Genomic DNA, 22167 nt, shown 5'->3' on the forward strand with positions numbered 1-22167 from the left:
TTCTACGAGGGAAATTTCTAGAGGGCCGGACTGGTCTGGTCAAACTAAAACTCGCCACCATGTGTATTCATTATTAATACGAATAAAAATTGCAATTGAGAATAACATTCATTATCACCTTAACTTAGAATAAAACAATATTGGTAGGGCGTGATGTTTGGCAGAAAACTAAGAATATCGTATGGGTTCAGGCTTTTGAAAATTTGTCTAATCTCTCTGTGCGTTACAAGCGTTCCCGGGGCGACGCCGGGTAGCGCNAGCGGGGGAGGGGATGGCAACCCCTTAGAATCCTACGTTTCGACCTATGTGCATCTAGTCTATGAGAATTATCTGGATAGTTGGGATCGAGCTCGGCGCCTTTCTTCTGCAATAGACAGTCTCTTGGATAATCCTAACGCTCAGACCTTGGAGTCCGCGCGCCTGGCCTGGTTCGACTCCCGAGAGCCCTATGGGCAGACAGAAGCCTTCCGATTTTATGGTGGGCCNATAGACTATTTTGATGAGGAGAAAGGGGTTGAGGGTCCGGAAGGGCGAATGAACTCCTGGCCTTTGGACGAGGCCTATATTGATTATGTGACTGGAAACCCCTCCGCCGGGATTATTAACGATTCGACTATTGTGTTGGACGGGCAAACCATTTTAGGTCTTAATCAGATCGATGACGATCGATTCGTCTCTACAGGGTATCATGCAATAGAATTTTTGTTGTGGGGTCAGGATCTCAGCCTGGATAGTACTGGGGATAGACCAGCGGAGGACTTCCTACCCGGATCCTTAGCTAACGACCGTCGCAGAGATTACATGAAAATAGTAACTACTCAACTTTTGAAAGACCACGAGTTTTTGGCCAATGAATGGGCGCCGGGAGGAGATAATTTTGCTACAAAGTTTGAGATGTTGCCGCCTCGGGTGGCGTTAGGCCAGATATTGACAGGACTTTTGACGCTGGTGCAATTTGAACTTGCATCAGAGCGCCTGGGTGTTGCCCTGGATAGTGGGGATCAGGAAGATGAGCACTCCTGCTTTAGCGATAACACTCACAATGACTTTATGTATAATGCCCGTGGGGTCGAGAATGTGTATTTTGGTCGTTATTCCTCATACCAAGGTGTAGGTTTAGACGAGTTGGTTCGGGATTTGGATCCTGACTTGGACAAAAGAATGGTGGGTGCCATTGAGGAAACCAGGCGACTGCTGAAGGGGATACATGTGCCTTTTGATGCAATGCTTGCTTCACCAATGGGAAGCCCAGGGCGGATACAAGCCGAGCAGGCCTTTGCCTCTCTCATGAGGCAGGGAGAACTCATAAAAGAGGTTGGCTTACTGTTCGGACTAGTTATACATTCAAGTGATGGGGATGCCGGTTGACTGGCGAAACCATTGAAATAGATTGTATAGGGATTAGACTTTGTCTCGCTATTTTGGCTTTGCGATCTTTTTGGTCTCTTTGATATGCGTTGCATCTTCCATGGCTGATGAGGCTTTGAGAAAGCAGGACGATGTGCCGGTTCTGCCAAAAACCCCGGAAGATGATTACGTTCCAGGCAACGGGATGCCCTATGCCATGGATTGGAATCGCTGGGTTTGGCACAACCTGGCGGATCCGGTACCCCTAGAGACCTTTCAGCCTACGGCGCTTTCTGGTGGAACCACTACTACCTATCTTGAAAATCGCGAGGCATTTTCAGCCCCTTTAGCTAACCTGGATCGCAGCCGGTTGCGCGCTTTCGCGTTTGGACGGCATCTTTTCCGGCGTAATTGGGTAATTGCCCCGGCGTCAGTTGAAAGCTTGGACGGCCTTGGNCCAACTTTCAATCGGGTTTCCTGCTCAGGCTGTCACTTAAAGGATGGGCGCGGGAGGCCGCCGAAGAGTCCTGATGAACCAATGAAGGCAATGGTGGTTAGACTTAGTATTCCTGGTGTGGCTAACAATGGGGGACCCCTTCCACATCCCAATTATGGCACTCAATTGCAGGATAAGGGTATACTCGGTGTTCCAAAAGAGGGTCGAGCCAGTATCATTTATGAAGAGGTGACAGGGTTTTTTGCGGATGGGGAGGCCTATTCGCTCCGGAGGCCCATGTATGAATTTAGCGAGTTGAGTCACGGACCCCTGGGTGAGCAAGCGCTCTATTCAGGCAGGGTTGCGCCTGCAACCCACGGACTAGGATTGTTGGAGGCTGTGGATGAGGCTTTGGTTCTCTCCAAGGCAGATCCCGAAGATATTGACGGAGATGGTATATCTGGAATTGCCAATTGGGTGTGGGATCCTGTTACCGGACAGGAGGCTTTGGGAAGATTCGGCTGGAAGGCGAATGTTGCGAGTTTACACCAACAAGTTGCAAGCGCAGCATTTGGAGATATGGGTATTACTAGCTCCGTATTTCCAGACCAAAACTGCCCGCCTGTCCAGAAGGAGTGTTTGTCTGCTCCGGGCGGTGGTGTTCCAGAGTTGGATGATGTGCGTTTGGCCAAACTAGTCTTGTACGCGCGATCTTTAGCAGTTCCAGCTCGTCGAAATGTGAATGATCCTACTGTAATGAGAGGAGAGCGGCTTTTTGCGAAAGCAGGGTGTACGGGGTGCCACNTGCCCGCATGGAAGACCGGTTCCACAGCCGTAATGCCGGAGCTTGCAGATCAAGATATCCGCCCTTATACGGACCTGCTTTTGCATGATATGGGGGAAGGATTGGCTGATGGGCGGCCGGATTTTGAGGCCACAGGCCGAGAGTGGCGAACGCCACCTCTATGGGGTATTGGGCTCGTGCATCGTGTGAATTTCCATCAATTTTTTCTCCATGATGGAAGGGCGCGGGGCCTAATGGAGGCTATACTTTGGCATGGAGGGGAGGCGGAGCGGTCCCGTGAAATTGTTTTAGAAATGGCTTCCAAAGACCGGAGGGCGCTACTGGCTTTTCTGAATTCGTTGTAACCGCTGCTGGCGGCAATGGTGTTTTCTCGGAACACACATGGTTATAACGCTATAAGTTGTGGCATTAAATCATCCTTAATATTGAAGCCAAGTTGAATGAAAATTTTTCGTAGGTTTAAGAAGTTGAAGTCTTTGTACCAAGGAGCTTCAGTGGCGCTGGGTAATTTTGATGGGCTGCATNTAGGGCATGCTGGGGTAATTAANAGGGCTGCCGATGTGGCAAATAGTAGAGGTGTCCCGCTGGGCATTGTGACATTCGAGCCCCATCCAGTCACCGTGCTCAGACCCAAATTACAGCTTCGGCGTTTGGCCCCGTTTAGAACAAAAGTGCGATTGCTAAAGGAGTTTGGCGTCGAAATACTTTACATGTTGCCGTTTTCGAAGGAATTTAGTCAGTTGTCGGCAAGTCAGTTTGTAACAGAAGTATTGGTAAAAAGACTTAACGTTTCCGATGTGGTGGTGGGCTATGACTATCGTTTTGGTAAAGAGAGGCGGGGGGATCATACTTTTTTGTTAGAGCAAGGTAAATCATTGGGGTTCGGGGTCACTGAGGTTGCCAGCATCGGGGATACTGGAGAAACATATTCATCTACACGAGTGCGCGAATTTATTGGGGCAGGAAGAATTAAACGGGCCAGCGCTGTCCTTGGCCATATATGGGAAGTCGAAGGTCGCGTTCGTCATGGGGATGCCCGTGGCAGGCAGCTCGGGTATCCAACGGCCAACATTGTCTTTGGAAGAAACCAAGTGGTTCCAGCTTACGGGATATATGCTGTGTGGTGTGGTGTNCAGAGTAATGGAGGCACTAAGTGGGTGCCCGGGGTTGCTAACGTGGGGATCCGACCAATGTTCCGACTGGAGAGCCCGCTCCTGGAGGTTCACCTTTTCGACTATGATGACGATTTGTATGGTAAATATTTAAGGGTGGCATTTTTGAGTTGGATTCGTCGGGAGCGAGACTTTGACAATGTTGAGGGTTTAGTAAGCCAGATGGGCGTAGATTGTCAGCTTGCGAGGACCATGCTTTCCAAGTCGGAGCCGCCGTCGGTGTAGTCGGGGTAACGTGTGCCCAAAAAGTCACAATTTGAGAGTGTAGTCTCGGTGATTCGTTCAGCAAGATAAAGAACAAGCAATATGAAAAATAATGATTACAAAACGACTTTATTACTGCCTCAAACAGCGTTTCCAATGAAGGGGGGGCTCCCACGAAAAGAGCCAGACTTACTAGAACGTTGGCGTAGCCTCGACCTATGGAAAAAGTTGCGAGATCAAGCATCTGGCCGAGAAAAGTTCGTGCTTCACGATGGCCCTCCATATGCTAATGGGCCGATCCATATTGGCACAGCCATGAATAAGATTCTGAAGGATATGATCAACCGGAGTTACCAAATGTTGGGAAGGGATGCTCACTATATCCCTGGCTGGGATTGTCATGGTCTCCCAATAGAATGGCAAATTGAACAAGAGTATCGAAAAAGTGGCAAATCTAAAGACGAAATCCCTGTCACACAATTTAGAGAGGAATGTAGGGCCTACGCCACCCATTGGATTTCTGAGCAAATGAAAGATTTCAAAAGGTTGGGGGTTTTAGGAGACTGGGATAACCCCTACCTAACAATGAGCTTTCCAGCGGAGGCCCAGATTGTGAGAGAGTTGGGAAAATTTTTGCTGGATGGTTCTCTCTATAAAGGTGCCAAGCCCGTAATGTGGTCGCCGGTTGAGAAGACGGCGTTGGCAGAAGCAGAGGTTGAATATAAAGATATTTNATCTACCGCAATTTATGTACGATTTCCTATAACTCAGGCCNTCGACAATAACTTGGTTGGCTCTTCTGTGGTTATTTGGACTACAACTCCATGGACTATGCCGGGTAACCAGGCCGTAGCTTTCGGCAAAGATATGGATTATGGCCACTATGCCCTTGGGAAAGTAGCTGAAGACTCTCTTCTGAAAGAAGGGGAACGTATAATTATAGCCGAGTCTTTGGCCGACCAGTTTTTTGACGTAGTCAAGGTGGAATCCTGGTCTAAGATTTCCTCTCATAAGGGCATCTCCTTCGAAGGCGTGATTACACAGCATCCGCTGTATGAACATGGGTATCCAAGGTTTGCCCCTCTGTTTCATGCGGACTTCGTCTCAGTTGATCAGGGGACAGGCTTTGTTCACGTGGCTCCTGGGCATGGAGCTGACGACTTTGATNTGGGACAAAAACATCAACTGGAGGTTTTGGATACAGTAGATGATGATGGATGTTTTTTGCCAAATATTCCTCTATTTGCGGGTGAGCATGTTTACAAGGTGAACCCAAAAGTTTTAGAGGCTTTGCAGAGTGCTGGGCGTCTTGTAGCAAGCGAGGNATATTATCATTCTTATCCCCACAGCTGGCGTTCTAAAAAGCCTGTAATTTTTAGGAATACGCCCCAATGGTTTATAAGCATGGAATCTACAGGACTAAGGGCAACTGCTCTGGAGGCGATTGATGCTACTAGATGGGTTCCAGAAACTGGCCGAAATCGAATTCGTTCAATGGTGGAGAGTAGGCCAGATTGGTGCGTCTCACGACAGAGGGCTTGGGGTGTTCCTATTCCTGTCTTTATTCATAAACGCAGCGGTGAGCCTCTGCGTGACCCAGAGGTTGTGGAGCGCACAGCATCTCTAGTTGAACAGGATGGAGCGGATGTTTGGTTCACTGAGGATTGGGCTTCATTCTTGGGGCCAACACGTGATCCAGATGACTATACACAAGTTAAAGACATCTTGGATGTATGGTTTGACTCAGGCTCTACTCATAGTTTTGTTTTGGAAAATGAGGAATCGCAACGGTGGCCAGCTGACCTGTATTTAGAGGGAACAGATCAGCATAGAGGGTGGTTTCATTCCTCTTTNCTTGAGGCTTGCGGGACTCGGGGGCGGGCACCTTACAATGAGGTGTTGACGCACGGCTTTGTGATGGATGGGGCAGGAAAGAAAATGTCTAAGTCCACGGGTAATGTGATAGCTCCCCAGAGAATTATTGAGCAAAATGGAGCGGATATACTCCGCTTATGGGTNGCAAATACTGACTATACGGAGGATATGCGGATTGGGCCGGAAATAGTAAAAGGCATGGTTGATATGTATAGGCGCCTCCGGAATACTTTNCGTTATCTTCTGGGAAACCTGTCTTCTTTTGAGGAAAGTGAGCGTCTTCCGATTGAGCAAATGCCCGAGTTAGAGCGCTGGGTATTGCATAGAGTTAGCGAGCTTGACGTGATTTTGAGAGCATCTATCGCTGACTATTCATTTCATTCCTTTTTTAGTGCAGCTCATAATTTTTGTGCTAGTGATTTATCCGCATTTTATTTCGATATTCGGAAGGATGTTTTGTATTGCGATTCGCCAACCAGTATACGGCGGCGGGCGGTGCGGACGGTTTTGGATAGGCTTTTTTATTGCCTCACCACATGGTTAGCGCCAGCCCTTGTGTTTACCTCAGAAGAGGCATGGTTATCTAGATTTCCTTCGTCAGAGGGCAGTGTTCATCTTCAAAGCTTCCCAGAGATCCCAGAGGAATATTTCGATAAAGAGTTGGCCGATAGGTGGCGAAGAATTCGTGAGATTAGGCGGGTCATAAATGGAGCATTGGAAGTCGAGCGGGCNGAAAAGCATATTGGTTCCAGTCTTGAAGCTAGCGTCCGGCTTCACTTGTCGGAAATTACAGATGTCGAAGTTGTGGGTTCAGTAGATTTGGCCGAGCTAACCATCTCCTCGGAAGTTGTGGTTATAACCGGATCAGGTCCAGAGGGAGCCTACTCACTCGACGGAGTGAAAGGGGTTTCCGTAGAAGTTGCTAAGGCACGGGGTGGAAAATGTGCTCGTTGTTGGCAATTCTCTGGCGACGTCGGCACATTTCCAGGACATCCTGATTTATGCAAACGATGTTATTCAGTAATTGAAAGCGGTGCTCTGCAATCTGATTGATTAGCTAAATTATTAGGAATCAATGATGCCCCTTGGTTTATCGTTGGCAGCAATAATAGTAGTTCTGGATCAATTTACTAAGGCCTTAGTGCTTGCTTTCTTGGAGCCGTATCAAGCCGTTGAGTGGACTTCTTTCCTCAGCTGTGTGTTGGTGTTCAATACTGGAGTTAGTTTTGGCTTATTCGCTGGNGAAACGGCATTATTGAGGTGGATTTTGATCGGGTTGGCCGTGGCTGTTTCGGTCTGGCTTATGAGTTGGTTATATAAGGAAACTAGACCGCCGGTCGTTAGTTCCCTTGGTTTAATACTGGGCGGAGCTCTTGGGAATGTGGTTGATAGAGTTTCTCGGCATGCGGTTGTGGATTTCGTCGATTTGCACATAGGCGAGTGGCATTGGCCGGCATTTAATTTGGCTGACTCTGCGATCACAGTTGGTGTTATGTTGTATTTGTATACATCGTTGCGGGATCAACGCAGAAGAAGTAAATTGAGACAGAAATGATCATGGAAAACGTATTTGGCTGNTGGGGAAAAATTTTGGGCTNTCTGCCTGTGTGCGCACTTATNGTCGGGTGTAGTGCGGAATCGGTCCGGGAAACGATGGGTATGGGGAAGCGATCGCCCGACGAGTACCTCATAGTGGAGCGTGCGCCGCTATCTATGCCCCCTAACTACGAACTGAGGCCCCCTTCGGCAAGTGATTTGGAGATCCAGTATGCTAGTCTTCGCAAGAGAGCGGAAGATATTCTTATAGGATCAGCTAGTGGGAATGAGAAACCAATGTCTGAGTCGGAGCTAGCTTTTCTCTCGGATGCGGGGGCCTTAAACTCAGACTCTGAAATCCGCCATATTATTGACACTGAAAATGGTGTCCGTTTTGTCGAAGACGATCGGTTTGTGGATGAGTTGATGTTTTGGAGTGATGAAGAGGGGAAAGATTTTATAGTCGACCCGGTTGCCGAAGCGGAACGCCTTCGGCGGAACGCTCTGTCGGGAATGCCTGTNACTTATGGAGCNTCCCCAACTATTGAGAGGAAAAACTAATCCAAACCTTTTCTCATAGACTTCGTTGTGGTTGCACAGTGTGGATCATGCCTTGGTAAACTCGGTGTTTGTGCAAGACATTGAAGGTTGTATGGCCCGCACTATTGGAAGCAATGGTATATCTGGTCAGGAGTTTCAGGAAGAATTAAGCTGTTGTGGCCAAGCTCTTACGAATTTCCGTCTTGCTTGCAAACATAGGAAAATTCCAGCTCTGGATACAGAACAAAGCATGCGGTTGTTGGAAGATTTGGCTCCTATTGCNGAAAAGATTAGTGAACAATTCAGGACGGTGTTAGTTCTAGGTGTGGGCGGCGCGAGCCTTGGTGGNAGCGCACTAGTGGATAGTTTGGGGAAACGTGCTAACAATAACACTGGCCCGGAGTTGCATTTCGTGGACAGTATCGATCCTGAAAGCGTTGAAAAACTTTTAACATCCATAAGTCTGGACACCACTTTCTTCTTGGTTATTTCTAAATCGGGGAAAACATTATCAACTCTTGCGCAATTTTTAATTTTTTGCGACTTGGTTGCTGGCTCCCTGGGACGGGAGGCAGTCTCCGACCATTTTATTGCGGTGACAGAGGCAAGTGAAAATCCTCTTAGGCGGTCCGCTGGGCGCATGGGCATAAGGGTATTGGATCATGATCCTGATATTGGCGGTCGCTTTTCTATTTTTTCTGTTGCTGGTTTGGTACCAGCTTTGATAGCAGGGGTTGACTGTCGAGGATTACTGGATGGGGTGGCCTTTGCTCTTAATACCATATTGAGTGAGGCGCCGGTTGATACTATTGAGGCGGCTCGCGGGGCTGCAGTGATAGCTGGATTGGCAAAAAGGCGAAAAATTATCACTAATGTTTTGATGCCCTACTCAGATCGTTTGCGAAGTTTTGGTTTTTGGTATCGACAACTTGTAGCAGAATCTTTAGGTAAGGGCGGAGAAGGCATCCTGCCGGTGAATGCAATGGGCACGGTTGATCAACATAGTCAGTTGCAACTGTTTCTCGACGGCCCCCCAGATAAGATGGTTACGTTTATAGGAATTTCTAGTTCAGAGCGGAGCAGGCCTATCCCCTCTCACCTCCTTGAGGGTGTGGAGAGGTTACTCTTTGTTCGGACTTCTATTGGCCATCTGTTTGAAGCCGAGTATATGGCTACTATTAAAAGCTTGACTAGCGCGGGTCGGCCCACTCGCAAATTTTCGCTCGGGAGTCTGGGGGCCGAAGACCTGGGCGGCTTGCTCACCCACTTTATGGTAGAAGTAATATTGCTTGGTGGCCGGTTCGGAGTAAATCCATTTGATCAACCCGCTGTCGAAGCTGGGAAGAAAATGGCACGAGAATTATTGTTAGATTCCCATTGAAAGTGGACACGTCGTGTTACGTTATTTGCCAGAACATCTAATTAATCAGATTGCAGCGGGCGAAGTGGTTGAGAGGCCGGCTGCGGCAATAAAAGAGCTAGTCGAAAATTCTATCGATGCCAAAGCTTCCAATATTTCAATTTCTGTCGAGGATGGCGGTCAAACATTGATTGCAGTTGTGGACGATGGTCAGGGGATAAGCGCAGAGGAATTGCCCGTGTCCGTGACCCGCCATGCAACATCAAAACTTCCNNGCGACGATTTATCAGAGATTCGTTGGTTAGGGTTTAGAGGAGAGGCCCTGCCGGCTATCGGTGCNATTAGTCATCTTAGCCTGACTAGTAGAACTGAAGGTAGTGGATCAGCAAATTTCCTAAGGGTAGATGGTGGGATATTGGGGAATTCCGGACCTGCCGCCTTGGATACTGGCACTAAAGTAGAGGTGCGCGATATTTTTTACGCGACACCTGCGCGGCTGAAATTTTTAAAGAGTGCCCGCGCTGAGGTAATGGCGATTGTTGATATTGTAAATCAGCTCTCTATGGCNCGGCCTACCATTTCTTTTGAGCTGCAAGTCGATGGCCGACAACGGTTATTGTACCAAGCTCAGGGGAGTTCAGATGAAGAGTTGAGATNGAATAGGCTAAGACAGGTTATGGGNAACGAGTTTAGTGAGAATTCTGTTAAAATTAAGGCTAATCGAAGTGATCTGCGCATTGTCGGTTATGCGGGTTTGCCAACCCTCAACAAGGGAAATACAAGATCTCAATTCTTCTTCGTAAATGGGAGGCCTGTTCGAGATAAATTAATTTATGGAGCTGTTAGAGCGGTATATCAAGATTTCCTNGCTCGGGGCCGTTATCCCGCTGTCGTCCTATTTCTTGAGGTGAATACCTCAGATGTAGACGTCAATGTTCACCCAAGTAAGGCCGAAGTGCGGTTTCGTGATCCCAGAGAAGTAAGAGGATTGATTATTGGTGCCTTGGGGCACGCTCTTGATTCGGAGGGCATCAGATCTTCATCAGAAATTTCCAATGCTGCTTTAAGCGCAATGCATTCGGACACGATGGGGGTCCCAAGAACACTGGGTGTAACGTCTAACAGGGAGGGCTTGCCGAATCTTGTAGATGCTGCCAATAATTTTCTTGCCCGCCCCTCATCCAGGGATATGGTGGAAACCCAAGGGCCCAGTCTGGAAGAGGTAAGGAGCTTTCCCTTAGGTGCTGCCTTGGGCCAGGTCAACGATACATACATAATTGCACAGACAGAGAGTGGTTTAATAATCGTTGACCAGCATGCGGCCCACGAAAGGTTGGTGTATGAACAAATGAAGATGGAACTGGAGGATAGCGGCGTAGCACGGCAGTTGCTTTTAATTCCGGAGGTTGTGGAACTTGGGCCGGAACGTGCCACCCAATTGTGCTCGCGTGCCTCTCAGTTGGCAGAATTGGGACTTGTCATAGAGCCATTTGGGGAAGGCGCTATATTAGTTAGGGAGACGCCTGCAATACTGGGGGAGACTGACAGTAGCGGGTTAGTGCATCAATTATCAGAGGCCTTAGAAAACTTCATGGATACCGTTTCTCTAAGGGCGCGGCTCGATGAAGTATGCAGTACTATGGCATGCCATGGCAGTGTTCGGGCTGGTCGGAGACTTAATATTGCTGAGATGAATGCGCTGCTGCGCGAGATGGAGCGTACTCCCCGGTCCGGTCAATGTAACCATGGGCGTCCAACATATATTGATTTGAAACTGACAGATATAGATCGTCTTTTTGGTCGTCGATAGGTGTTAGTTCTATGAGTTCTCGTTGGTAAGAAACCAGAACCCGCTATTCCCATACTCTCTATACTCTAGTTGTTGAAGGTGATGCGGGATGTGGAGTTTCTTCTTTGAAGGTGTTTCCACGATGACTAAAGCGTGGAGTGGAACCCATCCACTATAAAGCAACGCCCTGAGCGCGGTTTCAGCTAAGTTGGTGTTATAGGGCGGGTCCAGAAAGATAAGGGTTGGGTTGATTAACGGAGATCCAGGCTTTGTCGCGTCTTTGTGGAGAACTCTAGTGGTTGTCTGAGCGCCGAGCAATTTAATGTTGTTCTGGAGTAGAGCTATTGATTCGCAATCATTGTCGATGAAGAGTACGCTTGCGGCGCCGCGTGATAAACACTCTAGGCCTAGAGCGCCTGTACCGGCGAAAGTATCTAGAACTGTGCTATCCAAGATAGGCCATTTAGTATAAATTGGAGAGTGAGACAATATGTCAAAAAGGGCAGATTTTGCTCTATCCCCTGTCGGCCTAATGGGCAAGCGTTTTAATGGATGTAGCTTTCTCCCGCGCCACTTGCCACCGACAATTTTCATTGTGAACCATATGGTAACTTTTTATCCATGCCTATAACTTCATGTAAAGTGCCGGGAGCTAGAGAGCCAAGAGAGAACTGTCCATAGCTCACTCGGATTAGACGATTTACCCGAAGGTTGATTGTTGCAAGGGCATGGCGAATTTCGCGGTTTTTACCTTCCTTGAGGGCAATCGAGAGCCAGGCATTCGCGCCCACCTGCCGATCTAGGTGTGCGTGGATTGGCCCATAGTGCACCTTGCCCACGGTAATGCCCCGTTTTAGCTCTGCTAAGGCGCTTTTTTTTACTAGTCCATACACTCTCGCCTTGTAGGTTCTGGTTAAGCCTGTACGCGGGAGTTCCATCTTTCGAGCTAATTCGCCGTCATTGGTTAGTAGTAAGAGGCCTTCGGAATTTATGTCTAGGCGGCCGATTGATATCACTCGGGGTAAGGTGGTGGGCAAGGTTTGAAAAATATTGGGGCGTCCTTGGGGATCGTTATGGGTTGTTAAAAACCCTACACGCTTGTGATAGCGCCACAACCGGGTGCCTTCTGGTTCGCCAAGAAGTTTCCCATCAACTTTAATTTTACATGAGTCGGAAACATTGGTCGCGGGGCTAGTTAATTTGGTTCCATTTACGATGACCCGGCCTTGGCTAATCCATTTTTCTGCATCTCTTCGTGAGCAGAGGCCGCTCCGGGCCATTCGTTTTGCTATACGTTCCATGCCCTTACCGTCTTGGAGTGCAGGCTGAGACAAAGGCTTTGAATAGCTTCCTATCACCCTCTGAGATGTGAAATTCGGGATGCCATTGGACCCCAAGACAGAAGGGGTGGAGAGGCGATTCTATCCCCTCAATTATTCCGTCTGGAGCGTAAGCATTTTGTTTTGCGGTGGGCCCGGGATAGGCAACAGCCTGATGATGGGCACTGTTTACGCTCATCTCAGTTACGCCCACTATTTTATGGAGCAATGTTCCTTCTATAATTTTTATTCCGTGACCTGCTTCATTTCTTGGGTTTTCCTGTTCATGTTGAAGGGTCTGAAATGGACAGTCTGGTATATGCTGAATTAATTGTCCTCCAAGGGCAACAGCAAGGAGTTGCTCGCCGCCGCAGATGCCAAATATGGGGAGTTCGTGTTTTAGGCATTGCCTAGTTATGCTGAGCTCGAAGTCTGTGCGTTCCTTTTTTGTGGTTGTATAAGGTGAGAGTGCATTATCACCAAATAGTTTTGGATCAATATCAAAGGCTCCGCCTGTTATGAGGAGGCCATCTATGAGCTCTGAGCAGTAGTGGACAAGTTCCAAGTTATTAGGCAATCCCAGGGGGATGCCGCCAGCTGCGGCAATTGCCTGCATATAGTTCTCACGGATCGCGTACCATGGGAATTTGGAGTACGTCGGGTCAGTTTCTCGGTCGAGAGTGACACCGATCAAGGGTTTGTGACTGCGGTTTAGCATAGCCGCTAGGATATTATTCTATGGCCTCCTTCGCAATGACATAGGGCTTGACCCAGTCTACTTTTGATATACATGCTGGTTTAATGGAGATGGATTTCATGGAATATGCACTAGCGCAGGCAAGCGCCGCAGCTGAAAGGGGCGAGGTCCCGGTGGGCGCAGTTGTAGTTGACCCGGCGGGTAGCTTAGTAGCCGCTTCGGGCAATAGGGTTGAGGAGTTGAATGATCCTACAGCACATGCGGAAGTGCTTGCTATCCGCAAGGCTGCCGGGATGAGCGGAAGCCCGCGTCTAGTTGGGTATTCTCTTTATGTCACTTTGGAGCCTTGTGCGATGTGTGCTCAGGCTATTTCTCTTGCCCGAATTAAGCGTGTGTATTTTGGTGCTTCGGATGAAAAGTCGGGCGCAGTTGAGAATGGGGTGAGGTTGTATAATGACCCAAGTTGCCATCACATACCCGAAGTATACGGCGGGATAAACGCCGCAAAGGCCAAAGTCTTACTAAGAGATTTTTTTCGTGTAAGACGGTAATCAATTAACCTCATGCAGAATGGAGGGTGATATGCTTGCCCGATTAGGCATATGTCCTTACATCGTCAATAACCTTTCCGTCGTTCTGCAGAGATTCCAACTGCTCTAGGATGACCTCACCTTTTATTTTACAGATTGCTTGCAAGCTTTTGGCAATTTCGCTTTTGAGGTCTTCGCTCGGCTGAGGGACCTCACAATGAAGGGTCATGAAGTCAACGTGGTCTTGATTGTCCACAACGAGCCGTGCCCGACTGATTTCCACATGTCGTTCTACAACTTGTGCGATTTGCTTAGGGTGAATAAACATCCCTTTAACCTTCGTTGTTTGATCCGCCCTTCCCATCCATCCCTTAATACGAGAATTAGTTCTGCCGCATGGACTTAGACCAGGCAACAGAGTAGAAAGATCCCCCGTTGCGAATCGGATTAGGGGATAATCAGGGTTTAAAGATGTTACTACTATTTCGCCTACCTCCCCTTCTGGTACTGGGGTTCCGGTCCCCGGCCGGACTATTTCTAGTATTATGTCTTCATCGACTATCATCCCGTCAATGGCAGATGATTCGTAAGCGATAAGTCCAATATCTGCGGTTCCATAGGACTGAAGCACCTGGATATCTTTTTGCTGGAAGTATTTTCTGAGACTAGGCGGGAGTGCTTCGCCACCGACTGCGCCATGGGTGATAGATGAGACGTCGAGGTCCATAGACCCAGCCTTCTCCAGCAAGATTCGCAAAAATGAAGGGGTGCCAACATATTTTGTTGGTCTAACTTTGCTAATTACCTCAACTTGTTGCTCGGTGTTTCCAATCCCAGCAGGTATTACTGTGCAGCCACACGCATGTGCTCCAGCCTCCATCATATGTCCCGCAGGTGTGAGGTGATAAGCGAAAGTATTATGAACTAGGTCACCTTTCCGAAAACCGGCGGCATGCAGGGCGCGGCCCATCCGCCAAAAATCCCCTCTTTTTTTACCGGGTTCAAAAATTGGGCCAGGGGAACAAAAAACCCAGCTCAATTCGCCATATTGTGCAGAAGATAAGCCTCCGAAAGGAGGGTTTTTTGTCTGTCGGGCGGTTAATTCAGATTTCCGGATGATAGGCAATGTGGCCAAGGTTTCCCTCGAACTAATTTCCACAGGATCGATTTCAGAGAGAAGTTTTGCCCACCCGGGTGCGTTATTTTTAACGAAGTTTATGTGATTAGGAAGCGCGCTGAAAAGGGCTGTCTCGCGTTCTTGCGGGTTACGCCTTTCCAGTTTATCGTAATATTCCATGATAAGTCCTTCCATACATTAGTTCCGCAAGTTATTAAACCAACCATAACACTTCTTTTTAGCTTATCGTAGCTCCTGGGTTATGGTATTTCCTCAACTAACTTACCTCGTGCATAGGTATAGCATGCGAAAAGTTTTAGCATCGGGAAAGGAGGACTTACTAGTGGAAGATTCCGTGGTCGACTTTCAGACAGCGCCAGAGGATTATCAACATTGGCAGCTTTTGGTTGAACCTCCCCTTGCAACTCTATTCATGAATGTTAAGGAGGATGGCGGCCTGGGGTCAGGTTATGAACTAAAACTGAATTCTTATGATTTAGGGGTGGATATTGAACTTCATGATGCCATACAGAGGTTGCGATTCGAACATCCAAATGTTGGCGCAATAATCATAACTTCAGCGAAGCCGCGGGTATTTTCATCCGGGGCAAATATAAAAATGCTGGCCTCTGCTACCCACGCTGCGAAGGTCAATTTCTGCAAATTTACGAATGAGACGCGATGCGCGATGGAACAAGCGACGGCGCTCTCGGGCCAGTCGTATATTGCGGCGCTGAATGGAGCTGCATCAGGAGGCGGATATGAACTCGCGTTGTCCTGTGAGCATATAATTTTGATAGATGATGGTTCGTCGCGAGTAGCATTACCGGAACTTCCATTGCTTGGGGTCCTTCCGGCGACGGGTGGTCTAACCCGACTTGTGGATAAGCGTAAAATAAGACGTGATTACGCTGACATTCTTTGCACTACGGCGGAGGGCATAGGTGGAAAAAGGGCAGTCGATTGGGGTCTTGTTGATGAATTGACGGTGCCCTCCAAACTTGAGGAGGCAGCAGTATCCCGGGCGCGTTTGTTGGTTGGGGATGAGGACCGAACAAACCGGAAAGGGGTAGGATTGACCCCCTTATCTAGAAAATTTGGCGAGGACAAGTTAGAATATAGCCATTTGAGTATAGAACTTAATTCTACGACGTCTGTAGCTACCTTCACCATTTGTGGTCCAGAGAACCCATGTCCTGTTGAGTGGGAAGAGGCTCTTACGCAAGGACCTCTATTTTGGCCTCTTCAACTGGTCCGGGAACTCGACGATGCCATCCTTCATTTAAGAACAAACCGGCCCGATATTAGTTGCTGGGTTTTTAAGGTTTCTGGGACAGCGGAACTACTCAATAGCTACGACTCTTTCCTATTAGCCGAGCCTGACAATTGGTTCAGTAGGGAGATCAGACTATTCTGGGTTCGCACACTAAAACGGCTCGATGTAACTTCTCGGAGTTTAATATCCGTCATTGATAGTAGTTCCGGTTTTTCTGGCACTCTGTTTGATCTGGCACTTGCTTGCGACCGTATATACATGTTGGATGAAAAGGATGTCTGTTCTATTGGGGTGAATGAAATGAACTTTGGTGGGCTTCCGATGGCAAATGGCCTGAGTCGGTTAGAGAACCGATTTATGCAGGACCAGGAGTCTTTGGGGAAGGTACGTCGACGGGTGGGTGAAAAAATCTGGGCCGGTGACGCTAGCCAATTGGGGTTAGTTACTAGCTGTCCAGATGAAATAGACTGGGACGAAGAGTTAAGGTTAGCAATCGAGGAGCGGTCCAGTTTTTCTGGTGATGCTTTGACTGGCCTTGAAGCAAATTTGCGCTTTTCAGGCCCGGAAACAATAGAGACGAAAATATTTGGAAGACTCTCGGCGTGGCAAAACTGGGTTTTTCAGCGGCCAAATGCCGCAGGGGATGAGGGGGCGCTTCGTAGATATGGAACCGGGAAACGGCCGATTTTTGATCGAAAACGGGTATAGAAAGCAGTGACGATAGACTACAACGAGAAAATCCCGAATAACGTTGATTTGGCTAGCGATCGGCGCCTGCAAAGAGCTCTGGAAGGCTGGCAACCAAGTTTTTTGGATTGGTGGAGGGAGCGGGGGCCTAAGGGCTTTCATGATAATGAAGTGTATCTCCGTACGGCCATTAGCATTGAACCCGGTGGATGGGCTCATTTTGATCATGTTCGAATGCCAGAGTACAGATGGGGCATTTTTCTTGCTCCACCAGAGGATAATAGGGTCATCGGTTTTGGAGCAAATAAGGGTGAAGCCGTTTGGACGCAAATTCCTGGAGAATATAGGGCAGATCTCCGTAGGCTGATTGTTACACAGGCAGATACAGAACCGGCTTCAGTCGAGCAGCAATGCTTGCTTGGGCACAGCGCTCCCTCCCTATATGATTTACGCAACCTGTTTCAGGTTAATGTTGAAGAGGGGCGACATCTGTGGGCAATGGTTTATTTGCTTCATGCTTATTTTGGTAGAGATGGAAGAGATGAGGCGGCTTTGGCTTTGGAGCGTCATTCTGGCAATGCGGATCGTCCCCGCATTCTTGGGGCCTTTAATGAAGCTACGGCAGACTGGCTGGCATTTTTCATGTTTACGTATTTTACTGATAGGGATGGAAAATACCAGTTGGCCTCATTGGCGGAATCAGCCTTTGACCCATTAGCTAGGACTTGCCGCTTTATGCTGACGGAAGAAGCTCACCATATGTTTGTTGGTGAAAGTGGAGTAAAGAGGGTGATAGCGCGGACAGCGGAAGTGATGAGAAGTCATGACACAGAGGATGTTCGCGAGCTTGGTGTGATTGATCTAACTACAATCCAGAAATACATTAATTTTCACTATTCTGTATCCTTAGATTTATTTGGTGGGGAGATGTCTACTAACGCTGCGGCGTATTTTGAGTCGGGGCTGAAAGGGCGGTTTAATGAGAAAAAAATAGATGATGATCACAGTCTAAAACAAGATGTAGTGCGAGTGCCTAAATGGGTCGATGGCGGGCCTGGCTCGGTTGAAGTGCCAGCAATTAATGGGCTTAATGAGCGTTTACGTAGGGATTTTATCTCTGACTGTAACCGTGGTCTAGATCGGTGGAACAAAGTTTTGGAAGAACATGGGATTGCAAAGAAACTGTGTCTTCCCCACCATGCGTTTAATCGAAAGATTGGAGAGTTTTCCAGCTACAGTGTTGCGCCTGACGGAACGCCTGTTAGCGAGGAGGAGTGGAGCTCTCGTCATGCGGAGTGGCTCCCAACGATTGAGGATGAAAGCTTTGTGGCTAGCTTGATGAAGCCTTGTTTTGAAATCGGGAAAGTAGCGTCATGGATTACGCCACCGCATCGTGGAATAAATGGGCGTCCTGGGGATTATGAATATGTCAGGTTATGACCCTATCTGGTAGCAAAGATTACAAGTGCTCAAATACGAATTTAAAGTGACACGTTAGTGCCGGCCTGGGCGAATTTTTCCTGTCTTGCTCTCCTTAGCTCGTTAGGGTTGACCCTTTTTAGGTTGTTAAGAGCTAGTTTTAGGCTCGAACCTACGGATTCTATGGTCTGTTGTGGAGCGCGGTGTGCACCTCCTATGGGCTCATTAACAATTTCGTCTATTAAGTTCAGTTTCTGAAGATCTTGGGCTGTTAGACGAAGAGCGGAAGCGGCTTCAGCTGCTTTTCCTGAATCTCTCCACAATATTGATGCGCACCCTTCGGGAGAAATCACCGAGTAGATCGAGTTTTCCAACATGATCACATGGTTTGCAGCCGCTAACGCGATCGCTCCACCTGATCCTCCTTCTCCAATGACAACACTTACAAGTGGCACCGTTAAGCTTAGGCAGGTAGATGTGGATTGGGCGATTGCTTCAGCTTGACCTCTTTCTTCCGCTCCAATTCCTGGGTATGCACCAGGAGTGTCAACAAAAGTAACCACTGGGATACCATGATGTGCAGCTAATTTCATCAGGCGCGCCGCTTTACGGTAACCCTCTGGTTTTGCCATTCCGAAATTATACTCTACTCTTTCCTCGGTATTGCCACCTTTCTCAAGTCCAATTGCCATTACAGAGAGTCCCTCGAAACGGCCAATCCCTGACAACACTGCCTTGTCCTCACCAAAGCTACGGTCACCTGCGAGTGGGACAAAGTCACTAAATAGCGTTCTTACATAGTCGCTAGCATGGGGTCGATTTGGATGGCGGGCCACCTGAGCTTTTTGCCAAGGAGTTAGTTCCGAGTATGTTTGCTTTAAGAGTTTTTCTACTTTTGACTGAAGGGTAGACACTTCATCAACTATATTAATATGGTCGCTGTCACTGAGGTGACGTAGCTCTTTTATTTTGCCTTCAATCTCGGCGATTGGCTTCTCAAAATCAAAAAAGGTACTCATAGAGGCCAATTTATCAGTTTCGGATGCTTTATGCATCCATAAAGATTGGAGGCCTTATCTTCCGTCCAAAGGTGCATTGGCTAGGGGATGATGTTTTGCCACAAAACTATTAAGGCGGCTCTGCAAAACATGTGTGTAGATCTCGGTAGTAGAAATATCAGCATGGCCAAGGAGCAGTTGGACGCTTCGGAGATCTGCACCATTAGCAAGGAGGTGGCTTGCGAAAGCATGTCGTAACACATGGGGGGACACCTTGCCCGGCGCGATATTTGCGGCGATCGCCAATTCCTTAAGGATTTGGGCAATGCGTCGCCGGGTCAAATGGCCGCTGGCGCCTCGCGAGGGGAATAGCCAGTCTGTGTTCTCATTATTTTGAATAAAATACTGACGTACATCGAGGTAGCTTTTTAGAGCTGCGGTGGCTGGTTCTCCTATAGGCACCATCCTTTCTTTACCTCCTTTACCAAGTACCCGCAGTACCTGCTGGTTTTCGTCAAGATTGTTGAGTTTTAGACCGGCTAACTCGGAAATGCGCAGTCCAGTTGAGTATAGAAGTTCGACGATGCAGGCTATGCGAAGGCCTCCGGGTTTGGAGCTTGACTGAGAGGCATTTATGAGCTGAGTAACTTCCGCCTCTGAAAGCACTTTAGGTAAAGCCTTTCGTGCTTTGGGGCTATTAATGTTTTGACACGGATTGTCCAGGCGCTGCTCATCTGACTGTAAGAACCTATAAAATTGACGTAAAGTAGATAAGTTCCTAGCTTGAGTACTGCTGCTCCGGCCAGTCGCGGCGAGTCTTTCCAGATAGCCTTTAATTGTATTTGCGTTGGTGTTGAGCAGTGTTTCGTTTGTGCTTTCTAGGTATTGTGCAAATGTAGAAAGGTCGCGGGAATAAGCGTTAATCGTATTTTTTGTAGCCCCTCGCTCTGCAATCATCATTTCAAGATAACTTTCTATAGATGAATCGAAATCATTGCCCATCTAGAGGCCGTTATTTAGAAGAAATTCTAAAGCCAGAGTCTTAGCCTCGCTAACGAGGCCAACATGCTTGAGATGTCGGAGAGCAGATCCTATCGTAACGGGACCCGCTTCTGTAATGCCACTATGGCCTAAGGTCAAAAGAGCAAATAATAATGTATCGCCCACCCGATTAGAAAGAGCCGCATCGCGCATTCCAAAACGAACTCCAACATTCGGTACCTGCTCCACTTCTATTATTGGGCCTTGGCGAAGAAGGCTCCAGTTCTGTGTGCCGATTTCGTAGCCCAAGGCATGAAGTACAACAAAAAGGCTATTGGCCATCGATACTTTATCTAGTGGTTCCATTTCGGGAGGGAAGCTGTTCCACCATTGATCGGCCATAATTGGTTGCCATGCTATCGAACTCGCCATATTGCTAATGGCAAGTATGGGCCTAAGGGATGCGAGTTGGAGGTCGTACTCTTGATCAGTCTCTGCGTTCTCCCTCATCAACTGTAACCATTGATCTAGTCTAAGAGTAATCATTTGTTTCAGTAGCCACGGATTTTGAGGGTCTAATTGTAGAGCCTGATTGAGCGCACTCGAGGCCGCAAGTTGATCGTTCCGTCTAATAGCCTTCACCAAGATGCCTTTTAAGCCTTCCAAGGCTGTATCAGGATCCTCAAGAAGAAGTTGATAATCTTGCTCATCAGTTACACTTTCGTCGTCCAACTCAATAGTACGAAATTGATTGCTCGCGTTGATGCTTAGGAGAGCACGTATAATGGTAGGGGCCGCAAATGCAATCTCGCGATGCACCGGTAGGCTTAGCCATGCTTCCATGTTTGTCACTGCTATCGCTATAGCATTGGAAGATTCTAGGGAGCTTTTCCAGGAGTATTCAAGTAATTTGGCCCTGTTTTGGGGCAATTGCTTTTTTCGGCTCGCTTGGTGCAGCAATGCTCTAGCCCAAGGTCCTTTGTTTTCGATAATGACTTCATGCACGGCTTCAAACTCGGCCTCCTCGAAGACTATTTTTTGATAGATTTCTGCTAATGCCAATGGTGCCAAAGTGCCGGTAAGGGCTGCGTGCTCTGCTGCAATTAACCTGGTCATGAGTGGAATATTATCCGCCAAAGCAATAGACTTTTGGATGGCAGGTCCAGATTCGGAAATCCATTGTTCTGGCATACCTAAACCATTTTCTGTTAGTAGAACTAGGTTAAGAACGTCCGCCTTGGGAACAATGGAAGTCTCAGGTATTTGGCCCAATAGAACGCTGGTAAGCTCATAAAAATCATCGTCTTCTGGGCCTAATAGTTCTCTCAGTAAGTTAAGACTGAAGAGGGCTTCTTCCACGTTTCCGTTAATAGCCTGGCAGATACAAAGGGCCTTTTGCCAGAACATACGACTGGTCTCTTGGACTTCAAGTTTGGCCATTGAGCAGGCGGCTTCTAAGTCTCGCTGTAGGAACCATACCTTGCCTTGCAATTCTTGCATGACTGGAGTTTTAGAGTCTTTAGGCACCACACTATACAGCTCCCCAAAACGCTTAAACTCTCCCAATGCCGCTAACTTTTCTAGCCTGATCTCAAGTAGGTTTGGTGAATTATCATTCTTTTTTGGGACGGGGGCTGGTGCAAGCAGGAGTCTCGTCATAAGGTTATGGCTGGCAGCAGATCTTTGGGAAGCAGGCAATGACTCCAGAAGAAATTCTAGATCGGAACGCTTGCTTCCCTTCCACAGGTTTTTGCCAAGATTATGATCTAAGTCATTGACGAGTCCAAGGGACTCCATGTTGATAGAATCGAGACTATCAATAGCTATTTCGGGCTCTGTGGCTTCATCTGGACCACGCCGTTCCATGGTTTCTGGTAAGTTGGCAGCGGGGTCTTGGATCCCATCTTGGCCCCTGGTCGTCGCTCCCATCGAGATTATCAGTAGGAGTGAGACAGGTAGAATAAACCGTTTACTTAGAAAAGCGTTCATTGGCTATAACCTTCTCAATTTTTGCCGAAGGTGGTGGAATATCCCATGTGAATAAGAACATACAGCCACCAATTATAGAAAGTAGTAGCA

General features: G+C 47.9%; 18 protein-coding genes. 11 read left to right on the top strand and 7 right to left on the bottom strand.

Going from position 1 to position 22167, the window contains the following annotated elements; translation table 11 throughout:
- Positions 1 to 153 precede the first annotated feature (153 nt).
- The 8 genes from CMM32_10585 (at position 154) to CMM32_10620 (ending at position 11085) form a co-directional block, all read left to right on the top strand.
- Positions 154 to 1368 (top strand): iron-regulated protein, encoded by a 1215-nt coding sequence (locus tag CMM32_10585; GenBank protein MBT07339.1) that lies wholly within the window; start codon positions 154 to 156, stop codon positions 1366 to 1368.
- 196 nt (positions 1369 to 1564) lie between these two features.
- On the top strand, positions 1565 to 2932 hold the full coding sequence (locus CMM32_10590; GenBank protein ID MBT07340.1) for a thiol oxidoreductase: 1368 nt from the start codon (positions 1565 to 1567) through the stop codon (positions 2930 to 2932).
- Positions 2933 to 3028: 96 nt separating this feature from the next.
- Positions 3029 to 3985 carry a riboflavin biosynthesis protein RibF gene (locus CMM32_10595; GenBank protein ID MBT07341.1) on the top strand — a complete coding sequence of 319 codons (957 nt, stop codon included), beginning with the start codon at positions 3029 to 3031 and terminating at the stop codon, positions 3983 to 3985.
- Between the two features lie 81 nt (positions 3986 to 4066).
- Positions 4067 to 6892, top strand: a complete 2826-nt coding sequence (locus CMM32_10600) for an isoleucine--tRNA ligase (GenBank protein ID MBT07342.1) — start codon at positions 4067 to 4069, stop codon at positions 6890 to 6892.
- Between the two features lie 22 nt (positions 6893 to 6914).
- The gene (lspA, locus tag CMM32_10605; protein ID MBT07343.1) at positions 6915 to 7394 is read left to right on the top strand and encodes a signal peptidase II; all 480 of its coding nucleotides are present in this window, start codon (positions 6915 to 6917) and stop codon (positions 7392 to 7394) included.
- Positions 7391 to 7936, top strand: a complete 546-nt coding sequence (locus CMM32_10610; protein MBT07344.1) for a hypothetical protein — start codon at positions 7391 to 7393, stop codon at positions 7934 to 7936. The genes lspA and CMM32_10610 overlap by 4 nt, the downstream gene beginning before the upstream one ends.
- A 25-nt stretch (positions 7937 to 7961) precedes the next feature.
- Positions 7962 to 9296, top strand: a complete 1335-nt coding sequence (locus tag CMM32_10615) for a glucose-6-phosphate isomerase (protein MBT07345.1) — start codon at positions 7962 to 7964, stop codon at positions 9294 to 9296.
- A complete protein-coding gene (locus CMM32_10620; GenBank protein MBT07346.1) occupies positions 9286 to 11085 on the top strand; it encodes a DNA mismatch repair endonuclease MutL in 1800 nt (599 codons plus the stop codon). Before CMM32_10615 ends, CMM32_10620 begins: the two co-directional genes overlap by 11 nt.
- 9 nt (positions 11086 to 11094) lie before the next feature.
- Here the strand turns inward: CMM32_10620 and rsmD are convergent, their stop codons facing one another.
- The 3 genes from rsmD to CMM32_10635 are packed head-to-tail and all read right to left on the bottom strand — an operon-like array spanning position 11095 to position 13101.
- Complete coding sequence (gene rsmD, locus CMM32_10625; GenBank protein ID MBT07347.1) at positions 11095 to 11658, bottom strand: 16S rRNA (guanine(966)-N(2))-methyltransferase RsmD; 564 nt, start codon at positions 11656 to 11658, stop codon at positions 11095 to 11097.
- Complete coding sequence (locus CMM32_10630) at positions 11655 to 12398, bottom strand: pseudouridine synthase (protein ID MBT07348.1); 744 nt, start codon at positions 12396 to 12398, stop codon at positions 11655 to 11657. The genes rsmD and CMM32_10630 overlap by 4 nt, the downstream gene beginning before the upstream one ends.
- Positions 12370 to 13101, bottom strand: coding sequence for a gamma-glutamyl-gamma-aminobutyrate hydrolase (locus tag CMM32_10635; GenBank protein ID MBT07349.1), 732 nt, complete (start codon positions 13099 to 13101; stop codon positions 12370 to 12372). The genes CMM32_10630 and CMM32_10635 overlap by 29 nt, the downstream gene beginning before the upstream one ends.
- A gap of 98 nt (positions 13102 to 13199) precedes the next feature.
- Here CMM32_10635 and CMM32_10640 point away from each other — a divergent pair, with 98 nt between their 5' ends.
- Complete coding sequence (locus CMM32_10640) at positions 13200 to 13631, top strand: tRNA-specific adenosine deaminase (GenBank protein ID MBT07350.1); 432 nt, start codon at positions 13200 to 13202, stop codon at positions 13629 to 13631.
- Between the two features lie 43 nt (positions 13632 to 13674).
- Here CMM32_10640 and CMM32_10645 read toward each other — a convergent pair whose 3' ends face one another.
- Positions 13675 to 14907, bottom strand: a complete 1233-nt coding sequence (locus CMM32_10645) for an AMP-dependent synthetase (GenBank protein ID MBT07351.1) — start codon at positions 14905 to 14907, stop codon at positions 13675 to 13677.
- 124 nt (positions 14908 to 15031) lie between these two features.
- Here CMM32_10645 and CMM32_10650 point away from each other — a divergent pair, with 124 nt between their 5' ends.
- Positions 15032 to 16711, top strand: a complete 1680-nt coding sequence (locus CMM32_10650; GenBank protein MBT07352.1) for a benzoyl-CoA-dihydrodiol lyase — start codon at positions 15032 to 15034, stop codon at positions 16709 to 16711.
- Positions 16712 to 16717: 6 nt separating this feature from the next.
- Positions 16718 to 18130, top strand: a complete 1413-nt coding sequence (boxB, locus tag CMM32_10655; GenBank protein MBT07353.1) for a benzoyl-CoA 2,3-epoxidase subunit BoxB — start codon at positions 16718 to 16720, stop codon at positions 18128 to 18130.
- A 41-nt stretch (positions 18131 to 18171) separates the two neighbouring features.
- On the opposite strand, the gene CMM32_10660 is transcribed toward boxB, so the two are convergent.
- From CMM32_10660 to CMM32_10670, 3 genes are read right to left on the bottom strand one after another with little or no spacing between them, the layout of a single operon-like run.
- Positions 18172 to 19128: an acetyl-CoA carboxylase carboxyl transferase subunit alpha gene (locus CMM32_10660; protein ID MBT07354.1), complete on the bottom strand. Its 957-nt coding sequence runs from the start codon at positions 19126 to 19128 to the stop codon at positions 18172 to 18174.
- Between the two features lie 54 nt (positions 19129 to 19182).
- Positions 19183 to 20109, bottom strand: a complete 927-nt coding sequence (locus tag CMM32_10665) for a recombinase XerD (GenBank protein ID MBT07355.1) — start codon at positions 20107 to 20109, stop codon at positions 19183 to 19185.
- The gene (locus tag CMM32_10670) at positions 20110 to 22077 is read right to left on the bottom strand and encodes a hypothetical protein (protein MBT07356.1); all 1968 of its coding nucleotides are present in this window, start codon (positions 22075 to 22077) and stop codon (positions 20110 to 20112) included.
- Positions 22078 to 22167 lie beyond the last annotated feature (90 nt).

It is taken from the genome of Rhodospirillaceae bacterium (genome assembly GCA_002728255.1).
Taxonomy (GTDB): Bacteria; Pseudomonadota; Alphaproteobacteria; order UBA7887; family UBA7887.